Here is a 13,898-nt window from a genome sequence, read left to right on the forward strand (position 1 = left end):
CCGAACTGGGGCCCGACCACGATCCTGCGCTCACTCGACGACGTCGCCGCCCTCAAGCGGACCGAGGGTGGTCCGATCATCGTCCACGGCAGCGCCACCCTGAACCGGAGCCTGTCCGACGCCGGCCTGATCGACCGCTACCACCTGCTCGTCTTCCCGCTGCTGCTCGGGGCGGGCAAGCGCCTGTTCTCCGCCACCGACAAGAACGCTCAGAAGCTGAAGCTCGTGGAATCGCAGTCCTACGCGAACGGTCTGCAGCTCAACGTCTTCGACGTCCTCGGCTGATCGACTTGAAAAACAGCGGCATCGGCCACTGTCGGCCGCGACCGGCACCTTCCGCTACGGCCGCGTCGTAGCGCAAGATGCGTTCTCGGTTGGCGATCCTGTGAGCACTTCCGACCATGGCGTGGCGGCTAGAGCAGTGGCGATCCGGGAGCGGGGGTGAGTTGGGTGGCGGTCACCTCGCTGATGGCGGTGGTGTCGAAACCTTCCATATCGGAGCGCAGTTCGGGGCTGGCCAGATATTCCGCGGTGATATCGGCTGGGTCGGCGTCGGCGGGGAACGACACCAACGCGTACAGTTTCGGCACCTCGGAGCTGTCAGTCCACAGCCCGTGCAGTCCGATGCCGAACTTCGGGAAGCTCATCAGATGCCGGAGATAGTGGATGCCCAGATATCGTTCCAGCGCATCTGTCGTCGAGAGTGTGTAAACCCTGAGCTGATAGATCCTCATGACCCGATTCCTATTTTCTGAATGGTTGAGCGGCAGGGGTTTTCAGTGGCGACCACGCCGGTCCTGGCAACCTGGCGATCTGGCCGTCGACCTCGTGCGGACGCGGGTCAGGCCGCGCGAACACGGCGAATGTGGCGGGCATGGCGGGGGCGACCGATGACATGCCAGAAGGCGCGTACCGGTGCCGGGAGGCTGGCCAGGAGTGCGGCACGTTCGGCTCGGTCGGCGTCCTCGAGGACGAGACCGAGGAGTGTGAGCAAGGCGGGCTTGGGTGTGTTGACTACCAGGTGTTCGCCCAAGGAAGCCCACTCTTTCTCGGTGATGTACTCGGCGGCCAGGGGAAGCAGGGTCGCCTCTTCGTCGTCGAGGTGTTCGAGCAGGACGGCCCGGTGGTCGACGAGTATCGCCACAACGGTGTCTCGTTCATCGGCTCCGGCCGTGGTCTCCCACGCCGGGACCAAGGCGTCCAGCCTGGTCAGAGTGGCTTCAACGCGCTCGTGCTGGGCTTGCATGCGCAGGATGACATCCGCGCCGAGATCGACCCGGGACAGCAGCGGCGGCCACAGCAGCTCGTCCTCGCCCTCATGGTGGTTCTTCAGCCCGAGCCGATAGTCGCGGAAGTGATCAGCGATCACCGCGGCGCGTGCGGTGTCGCCCGGAGTGACCACCGCGATCAGCTCGATCAGCAGTCGAGACTCGCGACGGAAGGCGCGATGGACTATTTCCATATCCCGGGTGTTGACGCTCATTGTTCCTGCCCTTCAAGGGTTTCGAGTGCCTCGAGCCTGATTTCCGGGGTTTGGAGGGGACTGGGAATCGACTTGGAACGCTAGGCATCCTCCACGCGCGTACGATGTGACGCGTCATGGTCTTCATCCGGGTATTGGGTTCGTTCGCGGCGGAGGCCAGCGGAGAATCCATACCCCTCGGCGGGCCGCGGCAGCGTGGTGTGCTGGCTCTGCTGGTGGCCGCGCGCGGGCAGGTCGTTCCGGTCGACCGGATGATCGAGGACCTGTGGCGCGGCGAACCGCCCTCGCGGGCGCTGGCATCGTTGCAGGCGTACGTGTCCAACCTGCGCCGCCTGCTGGAACCCGGCCGACCGCCGCGGGCGCCCGCCCGCCTGCTGGTGAGCGCGTCGCCCGGCTACGCGTTACGGCTGCCTCGAAAAGCGGTGGACGCGTGGCGATTCGAGGAGCTGCTCGACGAGGCACGCACCCTCTCCGATCCACGTGACGCGCATATCCGGCTGACCGAGGCGCTGGCGCTGTGGCGCGGCCCGGCGTTCGCCGAGGTCGCCGATGAGCCGTGGGCCGCCGCCGAGACCGCGCGGCTCGAGGAGTTGCGCTTGGTGGGCCGCGAACTGCGCATCGCGGCCGGGTTGCGACTCGGCGACCCCGCCGCGGTGGTGCCCGATACGGAAACCTTCACCCACGACCATCCCCTGCGCGAGGAAGGCTGGCGCCTGCACGCCCTCGCGCTGTGGAGCAGCGGCCGTCAGGCCGACTCCCTGGCCGCGCTCCGCCGCGCCCGCACCACCTTCGCCGATGAACTGGGCCTCGACCCGGGACCGGACCTGGCGGCTCTGGAGGAAGCGATCCTCACCCAGAGCACGGACGTTCTCCGCGCGGCCGTTCCTCCGCCCCCGCGCGACAAACCCCGCTTCGCGGCGACCCCGCCGCCCATTGAAAAGCCTTGCCCGGCAACGTTCGTGGGCAGAAGGAACGAGATGGCGGCGTTGCTGGCCGCCGCCGCGGAAACCGTTCGCGAGGAGGTGCGCGTCGCGCTCGTCACCGGTGAGGCCGGGCTCGGCAAGTCGATGCTGCTCGAGCGATTCGGTGCTCGCCTCGCGCGGGAGGGATGGCTCGTGGCCATTGGGCGCTGTCCCGATGCGGACAGCGCGCCACCCGCCTGGGCATGGGTCGAGGTGCTACGGTCCGTCGCCGAGAGCATTCCACCGGGCGAGTTCGCCGACGACCTGGCGCCGTTGCTGTCGGACTCGGCGATCGTGAACGGGGACGCGGCGGCCGGCCGTTTCCGATTGCGGCGGGCCGTGTGGGCTTGGCTGTCGGCGGTCGCCGCGGATCGTCCGGTTGCCGTCGTGCTGGACGACCTGCACTGGGCGGACGCAGCCACGCTGGAACTGCTCGGCGGCGTAGACGCGCGAGCCCCGATCCTGATCGTCGCGGCCTACCGCGCGGATCAGAGCGAGCACCTCGGCGCGACGCTCGCATCCCTGGCCCGCACCGCGCCGCTGCGGCTGGACCTCCGCGGACTCGATCACGACGCCGTCGCGGAACTCGTCCGCGCCGAGTGCGAAGCCGACGACACGACCGTGGCCGGGATCGCCGAGCGGACCGGCGGCAACCCGTTCTATGTGCGTGAGACCGCGCGGCTGCTCAACGGAGAGGGCGCGCTGAACGCGCTCTCGGCGGTACCCGAGGGCGTGCGGGACGTGCTGAGGCGGCGGTTCGCCAGGCTCCCCGAAAGCGGTGTCTCCGTCCTGCGGCTGGCGGCGGTGGCCGGTCGGGAAAGCTCGGTGGACGTACTCGTGCGGGCAGCGGATACCGATGAGGACGGCGTCCTGGACGCGCTGGACGCGGGCGTCATTGCCGGATTGCTCGACGAGCCCGGACCCGGGCGAGTCCGATTCGTACACGCACTGGTCAGGGACACGCTCATGACCGATGTCAGCCGGGTGCGGATCACGAGGATGCATGCCCGGATCGCCGCGGCCCTGGAGGGCTCCGGCGATGTGGTCGCACTGGCTCACCACCATGCGCGAGCCGGATCACCGAAAGCGGTCGGCTACTGCGTGCGGGCCGCCGAACTGGCAGAGGCGCGTTATGCCCACGATGTGGCGGTCACGCTGCTCACCGACGCCGTCGCCAACTCCAGCGACCCGGACGAGCGGGTCGGTCTGCTCGGCAGGCTGCTGCGTGCGCAGGTCCGGGCCGGAGCCTTCGCCGCGGCCCGGGACACGCGCGAGCGGGCCGTGCAGTACGCCGAATCGATCGGGCGCGAGGATCTGATGATCGCCGCGTTCACGGCCTGGACCGAACCCACCCCTTGGCAGGCCCGCACCTACGGGACGGTCGATCGTCCCATTGTCGAGCGCCTCGCCCGCCTGCTCGAACGAACCGGCCTGGAACCCGATACGCGATCCCATCTCCTCATCGCCTACGCCCACGAGCTGGTGGGCGAGGGCGATCCGAGCGTGATGGCGGCGGCGCGGGAGGCACTCGAGCTCGCCACCACTCCCCGACTGCGGGCCGCGGCGCTGCTGGTTCTCGCGCGCGAGTCCGGGCGGGAGGAGCACTCCCGTGCCCTGGTGGAGATCGGCGTCGAGCACAACCTGCCCGTCTATCGCGTGACCGGCCTGCTCAATCAGGCCGCGAACGCCGCCTCGGCCAACGACCCGGCCACCATGCGCCGTGTGGCCGAGGAGACGCTCACCCTCGCCCGCGCCTACCGGATGTCCGAGGCGATCGGCGCCGCCGAGATCGCGCTGGCGACACTGGTTCTCATCGAGGGACGGTTCACCGACGCCGAACGCCTCTATATCGAGGCCACCGAACGTATGGAACGCGCCGGATCGGTGCACGCCGCGGGCTTCCTGCGGCTCGCACGGGCGGCGATCTGGATCAACGACGGCACCCTCGGTGACCACCTCGATGACGTGCGTGCTTTGCATGCGACCCTCGGCCCGATGACCACCGACCTGCTCGCGCTCGCCCTGCACGCCGCGGGCCGCGGCGATGAGGCGGACCGGGTCCGCACCGAGTCGGCCGCGATCCGGCCCGACTTCTTCTTTACCTTCCTGACCAGTCTGCGCGCGCTGGCGGCCGTCGCCTCGAACGAGCGTGAGGTGGCCGAGCAGATCTACCTGGACCTGCTGCCGCACCGAGACGGTCCTCCCGCGGGCGCAGAGAGCGCGTCGCTGGCACTGCGCCCGGTCGCGCATACGCTCGGCGAACTCGCCCTGTTCCTCGGCCGCGCCGACGAGGCCGCCGCCCACTTCGCCCGGGCCGCGGCCATCGCCGACCGATGGAATGCCCCCGCCTGGTCCGCGGACGCCAGAGCTCGCGCGAATCATGTTCCCGGCATTCGGATTTCGCCCTCGCATCAACGCTGAGGCCATCCTCGACGTAGGGGTTCGAGCTCCAAGTTGGCTCCAAGCTCGTTCCAAAACCCGAGGCGCAGTGTCGAACCCATCAGAACCGAGCTGATGGAGGAATGAAACATGAACAGCCCCACCTTCCGAGCCGCGGTCGTCCGCACGCCGAACGGACCCGACTCGATCGAGATCATCGACCTGCCGGTCACGGAGCCCGGCCCCGGCGAGGTCCGGGTCGCGGTCGCCGCCGCCCCGGTCAACCCCACCGACCTCGGCGTCACCGGTGGGTTTTTCCACCAGATGGGCATGATCAACCAGCCCTCCCACACGGGCTTGGGCTGGGACTTCGCCGGCACGGTCGTCGCCGCCGGTCCGGGCGTGGACTTGGCCGTCGGGACGCGGGTGGCCGGTGTCGTGCTCGGTTTCGATCGCGACTTCGGCACCTACGCAGAACAACTCGTGGTGCCCGCCGCCGATCTCGCCGTAGTGCCCGACGACCTCGACCTGATCGCGGCATCGACGGTACCGCTCGCCGCGTTGAGCGCGGCGCAGATCGTCGATCTGCTCGGTGACGCCCCCGCCGACCACAACCGAGTGCTGGTGGCGGGTGCGGCCGGCGCGATCGGCGCGAATGTGGCCGCACTCGCACCCGAGCGCGGCTGGCGGGTGACCGGACTGGCCCGCGCCGAGGACGAACCGTTCGTGCGCGGTCTCGGCGCGGACTTCCGCACCGAAGCCGAGCCGGGCTGGGATGCGGTCGTCGATACCACATCCGAGCAGGTATGGAGTTTGCATCCGGTCCGTGACGGCGGATCCTTCGTCGGCGTCCGTCCGAACCTGACGCCCGCGGCCGAACGCGGAATCACGGTGCACACGTTGATGGTTCAGTCCGACGGCGCGCGCCTGAGTCAGCTGCTGGCCCGGGCCGCATCGGGCGAGCTGCCGACCCGCGTGCACGCGGTTCTGCCCTTGACCGGGGCCGCCGAAGCCCACCGGGCCATGACCAAGGGCGGGACGCGCGGCCGCTATGTGCTTCAGCCCCAAATCGTCCAGGACCCAGCATCTCTCGGGCGAGAGTATCGAAACCGCATGGAGGGCAGCGATGTTCCTCCTTCCGGTAATCCTGTCGTCCCCGACACCGACGTCCCGGTCACGGTGATCAACACGATGTCCGTGCCCGCGGCGCAGCGAGATCTGTTCCTGCAGCGCTGGCTCGACAGCGCCCAGTACATGGCCGCCGCATCGGGTTTCCGTCGAACCCGGATGTTCCAGGCGGTCGATGAGGCGGCCGAGGCGGTTTTCGTCAACGTCGGAGACTGGGACAGCGCCGCCGCGCTGCGCGAGGCCCTGGGCACTCCGGAATGGCGTGAGCTGACGCTGCGGATCCAGAACGATGTCGACCTCACCGCACGACCGATGATCTTCCATCTCGCCCTCGAGTTGGGACCCGGCGACGTCCTGTCCCGGTGACCGCCGATCAGTAGCACGAAGATTCAACGCCCGGCCGACTCGCTCGCGAGCGGAGTCGGCCGGGTAGCACCCTCGGGAAGGCGGAATGCCTTGCCGGACAACAACTCACTGCTCGAACGTCACCGGAGACCAATCATGTCACCCAAGCACATCAACAGCGCCCTGGCAGCCGCCACCGTCCTGTTCACCTTCTACCTCGCGTTCTCCTTCATCGTGACCCCCGCGATGTCGGCCCCGGGATTCGGCCTGCCGACCTGGCCCGCCGGCGACGGCGGCGGCTTCCTCATCGTGAAAGGGTGCCGCGAACTCGCGATGGGGCTCGGCTCGGGCGTCCTGCTGATGACCGGCCGCCGCCACGCCCTGGGCTGGGTCCTGCTGACGACGGCCGTCGCCCCGTTCGGCGACATGGTCAATATCCTGGCACACCACGGTTCCACGGCCACCGCGTTCGGAGTCCACGGCCTGACTTCCGCGCTGATCGCGGTCACGGGCCTGCTGCTCCTCCGCGAAACGACCGAGATGCCACTGCCCCAGCGGAACGCCGCTCCAGCGCCCGCCGCGTAGCCCCTGACATTTACACTCCCGCAAAACTTTTCACGAACGAGGACTCGATGAAACAGCTCTACTGGGCCGCCGTCGGCTACACCGCACTCGGACTGCCCTCGGGCCTGCTCTACCGCGAGCTCACCAAGGCCCACCACTTCACCGGCAAAACCGAACTCGCTGTCGTCCACACTCACCTGCTTGCCCTGGGAACACTGTTCTTCCTGATCGTGCTGGTGCTCGAACACCAACTCGACCTCTCCAAGACCCGCGCCTATCGCTGGTTCTTCATCCTCTACAACCTCGGCGTCCTCTGGGTCGTGTCATGCATGACGATCATCGGCGCCCGGACCATCCTCGGGCACAGCGAATACCAGCCGCTGTCGCACCTGGCAGGCGGCGGCCACATCCTGCTGACGATCGGATTCGTACTCTTCTTCCTCACCGTGCACCAGGCCATCAGAGCCCGCCACGACGAGCCGCTCGGCTCCCGAACTCCGGTCGTCCACCCCAAACACTGATCTCCGCAGCGACATCGGCGCTGAAACCCGGCGAAATGGTGGCTGTTTCGACCAAGAACCGCTGGCCACCGCGGACCGCGCGGGATGCGGCAGTTCAGTACGTTGGCTTGTCCGGACACCCCAGTCGCCGCGAGGTGCCCGCATTCAGTGCGATGAGCCCGAGCTGTTGAAGGGCCAGGGCGGAATCGGACCGTTGTCGACCACCACGTTCTCGTACCGCATTCCGAAGATCGGATTGTCTGTGCTGCACCGGCGCTCACGGTCATACACACAGCGCTCGTCGTGAGAACCACAGTTACCACCCACGGCCGTGGTCAGATGCGGGGGAAGGTAGGCACGGGCTATTTGCTGTTTTCCCAGACCGCAGTCGAAGATCACATCCACGCGGTAGGTGTCGTCAGTTTCGTTGCGGCACCAGCGGTCAGTACACGAGACCCAGGGAGCCAGCACCACCGGAGTGCCCGCGGCAGCCTCCGGTGCGGCAACACTGACGGCAATAGCGAACAACGAGCTGGTGGTGCTCAACAGGGCTGTCAATCGGTGCGGCATACGGCTAGAAGCTACAAGCCGTCCCGGACGGGGCGGTATAGGGCATATGCCCCAATTCGATTCGGGCAGTGACCCGTTGCCAATCGCGGCGCCACCAGATACTCCAGGGACAGCCTCGTCGCGTTCAGTCATACGCCGCCGGCTGCGGTGTCACCGAACCGGCCCGACTCCGCCGCTGCGTTGGCAGTGAGGTCCCCCGCTAATCCGAACAGCGTTCTGTGGCTCCGGTTGGAATCTGCTGATGATGGCCGACGAGTCGGCTGGGATTGCCCTGACCATCCTCGATGGCTAGCGGTCGCGGATTGCTGGTTCGCTTGCTGGTGTCTTGCGTTCCGGGATCGCAACCACGCTGATGCGGTTGCCAATTGGGTATGCGTGTTGCGCCCGCCACGTGCCGGAGTCGAGAAAGAGATCCAACCGGGTGATGAGCTCATCGGCCCCGGTTGCGGTGTCGGTCTGGGTTGTGGTGAGCGGCAACAGATATCGCGGTGCGCCCGCCGGGTCGTCCAGTAGCCATCGAAACGAGACGACGATCGTTTCCTCAACGCATGACACTGTGATGTCGGCCAGGTGTATCCAGGGAGTACGCCCTGACAGTGCGCCATGCGGAGGCTGGGTGTACCAGCCCTCCTCATCTACACTTGCCGCCGATCGCCCTGCGGGGGGCCGGGAACGCAGCTGCCTCCCGCAGGTAATTCTCCAGTGACCGTGCGATTTCGCGAGCCCAGGAGGGTGAATGCCCGGTTTGCTGGGTCATCAGCCCAGTGTGTCATTCACCCAGTCGGGAAAGAATCCCTCGCCTGCCTCGCTGCCGGACTTGCAATACGCCGTGATCACCGGTAATTGTCGCGCCACCCTCGTCGGCCGCGCCGCCGGGCCAACATAACCGCGCCGGGCTGTTCGGTCAGCGCGGAACCATGGTGGACGCGGCAGCCGCGTGCGTTCTGCCGGACCGAATAGATGTAGATCAGATCTACATAGATTTCATCTACATAAATCCGGCATTCGAGGTGTGGCAATGACATCAGGGTTCGTCGGCCGAAACATCGAACTTGGCCTCCTGCGGACTCGCCAGCAGCGTGTCGCGGAGTCCCGCAGGGGCGTCGCCCTGGCGATCCGCGGGCGCCGACAGGTCGGAAAATCGCGGCTCGTTCAGGAGTTCTGCGATACGGCACAAGTCCGGTATCTGTACTTCACCGCCACCAAAGGTATGCCCGTATCCGAATCGCTCGCGATGTTCCTGGAGGAGTTGAAGCGATCGGGAATCGCCTCTGATCCAGAGACCCTCCCCGACCGGATCGGCGGATGGCCCGACGCATTCCGGGTGCTCGCGACCGTGCTCGGTGAGACGCCCACCATAGTCGTGATCGACGAATTGCCTTGGCTGGCAGAACAAGACGCCGTCTTCGACGGCGCGCTACAGACGGCATGGGACAGGCTGCTGCAGCAACGCCCGGTATTGCTGCTACTGCTGGGCAGTGACATCCACATGATGGAACGACTTACCGCCTACGACCGCCCGTTCTAGGGCGAGCCGACAACCTCGCCCTCGATCCGCTCAACCCGGCCGACGTCGGTCGCGCGCTCGGACTCGACGCGGCCGAAAGCATCGACGCACATCTGATCACCGGTGGGCTGCCGGGAATCTTGCGCAGTTGGCCACACGGGCTGCCGCCACTCGAGTTCGTGCGACGCGAATGCGACGACCCGGCCGCACCGCTGTTCGGTGTGCCCGAGTCCACCCTCCTCGCCGAGTTCCCCGCAGCCGACCACGCGCGACGTGTACTCGAAGCGATCGGCAACGGGAAACGCACCCACGCCACCATCGCGGCCACCGCGGGCAGCCGCAGCGGCGCATTGCCTTCCGGAACGTTATCGCCTCTACTGCACCGACTTTCGACAGAAAAGCAGGTGCTGTCGGTAGACCAGCCGTTATCGGTCAAACCAGGCAAGCCGGCACTCTATCGAGTCGCCGACAGCAACCTGCGGCTCTACCTCGCCACCCTGCGCTCGGTGCAGGACCTGGTTCGACGGGGGCGCGGCGAGGCGGGCTACGAGTTGTTCGCTCGACGTTGGACCTCCTGGCGCGGCAAAGCTGTCGAGCCTCTCGTGCGAGATGCCCTCGAACTGTCCGCGCTCGCGGGCGAGCTGCCCTGGAAGGACGTCACCACGGTCGGCGGCTGGTGGAACCGCGCATTCAACCCCGAGATAGACCTCATCGGCGCCGACCGCTCCCCGGTTGCCAATCAGCTGATCTTCGCCGGATCGATCAAATGGCTCGGCACCCCATTCGACCGCCACGATCTCGCCGACCTGACCCGCGGGGTCGCCAGCGTTCCAGGCTTCGAACCGCAGGAAACCGCGTTGGTCGTCGTCTCCCTGGCCGAAATCGAGCGAACCCTGGCCGACACCGTCGATTTGGTCTGGAACGCCGCGGACGTGCTTTCCGCATGGAGTTGAGGTAGCCGGCGGCGGGCGTTGCCGCCACCCTGAAACCAGTGCGGATCATGGGTGTGGCCCGGCGGCGGCTATTTCACCACGGCGATTCGCGAATCGTGAAGCCCCGCAGCAGCACCCAGTCAGCCGGGTACCGCGTCGGAATTCGACTGCCGAGATCTTTTGCCGATTCCGGCGGTGTCGGGGACCGGGCGTATCCGTCCCGGCCCGCGCGCCATGACCGTCCATGCGACAACCTTCGGCAGGTCGTTGTTGGTCTCCCGTGCCTGGGAGCGAGTTCGAGGTCCGTAGGCCATAGGTCGCGGGCGTCGACGGCCTCGACCTCGACCGCGCCGCGCCGGCACCCGCCGACCCACAGATGTGGCGATAACCGCTCGTTGTGACAGTGCGAGATCATCTAATATCCTTGACTACCAACGATATACACGCATGAGAGGGAACGTGAGAGCCGACGCGAGACGCGCCGTTCCGGCAGACAGCGAGCTGGATCCAGGATTCTTCGACGCCGACGCACAGCAGTGCGGCGCCTGGCGCGCATGGAGCGACCCGGCCGCGGTCGATGCCCGCCTCGAGCGATTGTTCACCGAGACGCTGCCCCGATTGGAAGCGGTGCGTGGCACCGACGGCCGCCCATCGCTCGATGACCGATTCAGCGTCGCCGCGTTCGACTGGATCACTTCCCTGATCGATATCGCCGCGCGCGGCGACGATGGACGGTACGCGCCCGAAAACGCCGCTCTCGCAGACCAGTTCATCACCTACCTCGGCGAGTGGCTGGTACGACGCGTCGAAGGTGTCTGGTTCAACTCCCCGGAGAACGGTGCACCGATCTTCGACCTGTACGGTCCGGCGGTTGGATACCGATGGTCGCAGGAGTCAACGAACGACCTGCTGACGCCGATTTTCATGATGGCCGTGAACAGCGACGACAGCTCGTATGCGTACTTCGTGGACCTGCTGTGCGAGCGTGGGCTGGAGTTCGCGCAGGAGCGGGGCAGACCAGATCTGAAAGCGGAGATCTTGGCGTAATCGGGCCGACTGCCCGATCGGCAGAGCTCGGTAGACCGGTTCGAGCGAGCCTCCACACGCTGAAATCGGCACTTCAGTGCACCATGGTCGCGCTGGCCATCTCTGTCGGCGGCGCCATGCCGCATGCGCGGATAGTCGGTATCGAACGGGCCCGACGAGCCATGGAGCGGTTGGCTCCATGGAAGAGCGAGCGGCCGGTGCGCGAGCTGGAGGAGCGAGTCGAGAGCCTGAGCACCTAGCGGCCGAGCCCGGTCAATGAGTTCGCCAAGGCAACAACGTCATCCGGCACCATGGCATCCACAATCGCATCCGGCGAATGCTGTTCGAGCTCCTCACGACTTGTTCGATGAGTCACGACGATCACATGAAATCCTGCGTGCCGAGCGCAGGCGATATCGTTCGGCGCATCACCAATGACGACAGTCCGGGCAGGGTCCAACGGCTCGCCATACTTCGCCAGAAACCGCTCGGCGACCACTACAGGAAGGTCGAATCTTGCGCGTGCATCGGACCCGAAGCCGCCGATGTCGAGATCCAGGTGGCGATCCAGCCCATTGACACGGAGCTTCACCGCGGCGGCCGAACGCAAGTTCCCCGTCAGCACCGCCTGGAGAAACCCGTGCTTGTCCAGGCCGGCAATCGTCTCCGCTACTCCCGGATACGCGGGCTGGTCACGTGCCAACTCTGCCTCGCCTTCGGCCATGACCTCGTCAAGCTCCTGATGGAACCGCTGCACCCCTCGCTCCGCGGCCTCAGCCGCAATGCCGGACGCGAGAGCTGTGTCCACAACGATGGACTCATCGGTGTAGCCATGCACACGCGCTGCCGGGAAGACGACGTCTGCTTCTTCGATGGCGTAGGTGCGAGCGACTGCTCTGCGGAGCCACCGCAAATCGGCCGGAATGAGAGTGCCATCGACGTCCCAAACGATGAGTCCCGCGTGCTCCACACCCATACTGCGCATTCTGGCAAAGGCACGGATTCCGCGCTGAGGCCCCTCACCGAAACCCTCGGCCCCCGAAGGCGACCGCGCCGGGAGTTTCGTATCGAAATCTCTTGACGCACAGCGTGATCATCGAGAGTCCGCAGTTGCGGACGCTGCCGCCTTTTGGTCCCTTTGAGATGACCACGGGGTTGACCTTCAGCAGGACAATCCGGTCTCGACGAATCGGACCCGTAGGCCGCGTGAGCCGATATTCGGTAGCGTCGCGTGTGATGAGCGGTGACTTTCGAGCGGACCGGATCGGTAGTGCTCTTCGTGGCGAAAACCCCACGGTAATGCGGCGGTTGGACGCCGGATTCGCCGTGATCGGGGACGTGCAGTTCCTCCCGGGGTACTCGGTGCTTCTCGCCGACGACCCGCAAGCGCAGCGACTATCGGACCTTCCCAGGGGCAAGCGGCTCACCTACCTGGCGGACATGGATCGATTGGGCGAGGCCGTCGAACGCGTCTGCACACGGCTCGATCCAGCGTTCCGGCGCGTGAACCTGGAGATCCTGGGAAACACCGACAGCTTTCTGCATGCGCACGTATGGCCACGATTCGAATGGGAGCCAGAGCATTTGGTGCACAACCCGGTGTGGCTGTACCCCAGCGAACACTGGAGCGATCCGCGCCGCGCACTCACCTCGCAGCACGAGGGCCTCCGACAGGCGATCGGCGAAGAGTTGGATCGACTCGCCTCCGTCTAACCGAGAATCGGCATATGCGGACGGTTGAGAAGTCATGTGGCAGAAGCCATGTAAGCGGCCAGGACGCAGTTCGGATGCCGGTCGAGCCCGAGCTCATCCACGGTCGTAGCGCGTCGTGCGCGGGGTCGGCGTGCCGGACGGCCATCTGTACATCCCGCAGATCCACGCCCGCGTCGAGCATGGTGGTGACCAAGGGGTGGCGCAGCATGTGCGGATGCAGTTTCGCTGGTCGCACCACCGACACCTCTGCCAGGCGCCGTAGTCGGGTAGCGCAGTGTCGGCCCATGCGCCGACCGCACTGCGGGCCACGCTGCGATCATGAGCCACCGTAGTCGACTGTGCCACTTCGTGATTGACGTCGCGGACCTCGACCGCGGCCTGGAGTTCTGGACCCGAGCACTCGACGCCGTCGAAGAGACAGTCAACCCGCAAAGCCGCTACGTCTAGCGCCGATTACGCCTGCCCGATTCACCGGTGCGACTCCTGCTTCAGGCGACCAACGACGGCAAGATGTCCAAAGAGCGCATGCACCTCGACATCGAAACCGACAACGTAGACGCCGAAGTCGCCCGTCTCGAGAGACTTGGCGCACCGAAATCTCCCAGCCTGGACCCGGACGCGCACCCGGCGCGATGAACTGCCACCGTGCCACCCGCTACGACGTGGGATTGATCCTGGCCACCGGCCAGCCCTACACCCTCCCCGCGGCTCGCAAGGAGAACGTCAAACCCACCTACCACCGCAAACATCGGTCAGAGGTCAAATCACAAGCTAAGTATCCGTTAGGCA

At 66.4% G+C, this 13,898-nt stretch carries 14 protein-coding genes and 2 pseudogenes; 11 read left to right on the top strand and 5 right to left on the bottom strand.

Translation table 11 applies throughout. The features are described 5' to 3' along the window. Nucleotides 1-3: 3 nt before the first annotated feature. Nucleotides 4-285, top strand: a pseudogene (locus AB0L82_RS36160) (dihydrofolate reductase family protein); the annotation flags it as partial. A 128-nt stretch (nt 286-413) separates the two neighbouring features. Here the strand turns inward: AB0L82_RS36160 and AB0L82_RS36165 are convergent. Together AB0L82_RS36165 and AB0L82_RS36170 are read right to left on the bottom strand one after the other, a co-directional pair. Next, nucleotides 414-734 (bottom strand): NIPSNAP domain-containing protein, encoded by a 321-nt coding sequence (locus tag AB0L82_RS36165; protein ID WP_364647142.1) that lies wholly within the window; start codon nt 732-734, stop codon nt 414-416. 107 nt (nt 735-841) lie between these two features. Further along, complete coding sequence (locus tag AB0L82_RS36170; protein WP_364647144.1) at nt 842-1,483, bottom strand: hemerythrin domain-containing protein; 642 nt, start codon at nt 1,481-1,483, stop codon at nt 842-844. Between the two features lie 116 nt (nt 1,484-1,599). On the opposite strand from AB0L82_RS36170, the gene AB0L82_RS36175 reads away from it, so the two are divergent. The 4 genes from AB0L82_RS36175 to AB0L82_RS36190 all read left to right on the top strand — a co-directional run bounded on the left by AB0L82_RS36175 (nt 1,600) and on the right by AB0L82_RS36190 (nt 7,382). Beyond that, nucleotides 1,600-4,866, top strand: a complete 3,267-nt coding sequence (locus AB0L82_RS36175; protein WP_364647146.1) for a BTAD domain-containing putative transcriptional regulator — start codon at nt 1,600-1,602, stop codon at nt 4,864-4,866. A 108-nt stretch (nt 4,867-4,974) separates the two neighbouring features. Beyond that, on the top strand, nt 4,975-6,318 hold the full coding sequence (locus AB0L82_RS36180) for a zinc-binding dehydrogenase (protein ID WP_364647149.1): 1,344 nt from the start codon (nt 4,975-4,977) through the stop codon (nt 6,316-6,318). Nucleotides 6,319-6,453: 135 nt separating this feature from the next. Then, a complete protein-coding gene (locus AB0L82_RS36185; protein WP_364647152.1) occupies nt 6,454-6,882 on the top strand; it encodes a DUF4267 domain-containing protein in 429 nt (142 codons plus the stop codon). A 47-nt stretch (nt 6,883-6,929) separates the two neighbouring features. Beyond that, the gene (locus tag AB0L82_RS36190; protein ID WP_364647155.1) at nt 6,930-7,382 is read left to right on the top strand and encodes a DUF2871 domain-containing protein; all 453 of its coding nucleotides are present in this window, start codon (nt 6,930-6,932) and stop codon (nt 7,380-7,382) included. A gap of 144 nt (nt 7,383-7,526) precedes the next feature. Here the strand turns inward: AB0L82_RS36190 and AB0L82_RS36195 are convergent, their stop codons facing one another. After that, on the bottom strand, nt 7,527-7,907 hold the full coding sequence (locus tag AB0L82_RS36195) for a hypothetical protein (protein WP_364647158.1): 381 nt from the start codon (nt 7,905-7,907) through the stop codon (nt 7,527-7,529). 1,042 nt (nt 7,908-8,949) lie between these two features. Here AB0L82_RS36195 and AB0L82_RS36200 point away from each other — a divergent pair. From AB0L82_RS36200 to AB0L82_RS36210, 3 genes are all read left to right on the top strand, one after another. Next, the gene (locus AB0L82_RS36200; RefSeq protein WP_364647161.1) at nt 8,950-9,459 is read left to right on the top strand and encodes an ATP-binding protein; all 510 of its coding nucleotides are present in this window, start codon (nt 8,950-8,952) and stop codon (nt 9,457-9,459) included. A 200-nt stretch (nt 9,460-9,659) separates the two neighbouring features. Next, entirely contained in the window at nt 9,660-10,391 is a 732-nt protein-coding gene (locus AB0L82_RS36205) for a DUF234 domain-containing protein (RefSeq protein ID WP_364647164.1), read from the top strand. Between the two features lie 438 nt (nt 10,392-10,829). Then, a complete protein-coding gene (locus AB0L82_RS36210) occupies nt 10,830-11,417 on the top strand; it encodes a hypothetical protein (protein ID WP_364647167.1) in 588 nt (195 codons plus the stop codon). Nucleotides 11,418-11,652: 235 nt separating this feature from the next. Here the strand turns inward: AB0L82_RS36210 and AB0L82_RS36215 are convergent, their stop codons facing one another. Continuing rightward, nucleotides 11,653-12,372 carry a haloacid dehalogenase-like hydrolase gene (locus AB0L82_RS36215; RefSeq protein ID WP_364647170.1) on the bottom strand — a complete coding sequence of 240 codons (720 nt, stop codon included), beginning with the start codon at nt 12,370-12,372 and terminating at the stop codon, nt 11,653-11,655. 101 nt (nt 12,373-12,473) lie between these two features. On the opposite strand from AB0L82_RS36215, the gene AB0L82_RS36220 reads away from it, so the two are divergent. Further along, nucleotides 12,474-13,109 (top strand): diadenosine tetraphosphate hydrolase, encoded by a 636-nt coding sequence (locus AB0L82_RS36220; protein ID WP_364647173.1) that lies wholly within the window; start codon nt 12,474-12,476, stop codon nt 13,107-13,109. On the opposite strand, the pseudogene AB0L82_RS36225 reads toward AB0L82_RS36220, so the two are convergent. Beyond that, nucleotides 13,042-13,401, bottom strand: a pseudogene (locus AB0L82_RS36225) (tyrosine-type recombinase/integrase); the annotation flags it as partial. The gene AB0L82_RS36220 and the pseudogene AB0L82_RS36225 overlap by 68 nt on opposite strands. Nucleotides 13,402-13,427: 26 nt before the next feature. Here AB0L82_RS36225 and AB0L82_RS36230 point away from each other — a divergent pair. Further along, entirely contained in the window at nt 13,428-13,556 is a 129-nt protein-coding gene (locus AB0L82_RS36230) for a hypothetical protein (protein WP_364647175.1), read from the top strand. Nucleotides 13,557-13,583: 27 nt separating this feature from the next. Further along, the gene (locus tag AB0L82_RS36235) at nt 13,584-13,745 is read left to right on the top strand and encodes a VOC family protein (protein WP_364647178.1); all 162 of its coding nucleotides are present in this window, start codon (nt 13,584-13,586) and stop codon (nt 13,743-13,745) included. Nucleotides 13,746-13,898 lie beyond the last annotated feature (153 nt).

Source organism: Nocardia sp. NPDC052001 (assembly GCF_040680615.1).
In the GTDB taxonomy this organism is placed as follows: Bacteria; Actinomycetota; Actinomycetes; order Mycobacteriales; family Mycobacteriaceae; genus Nocardia.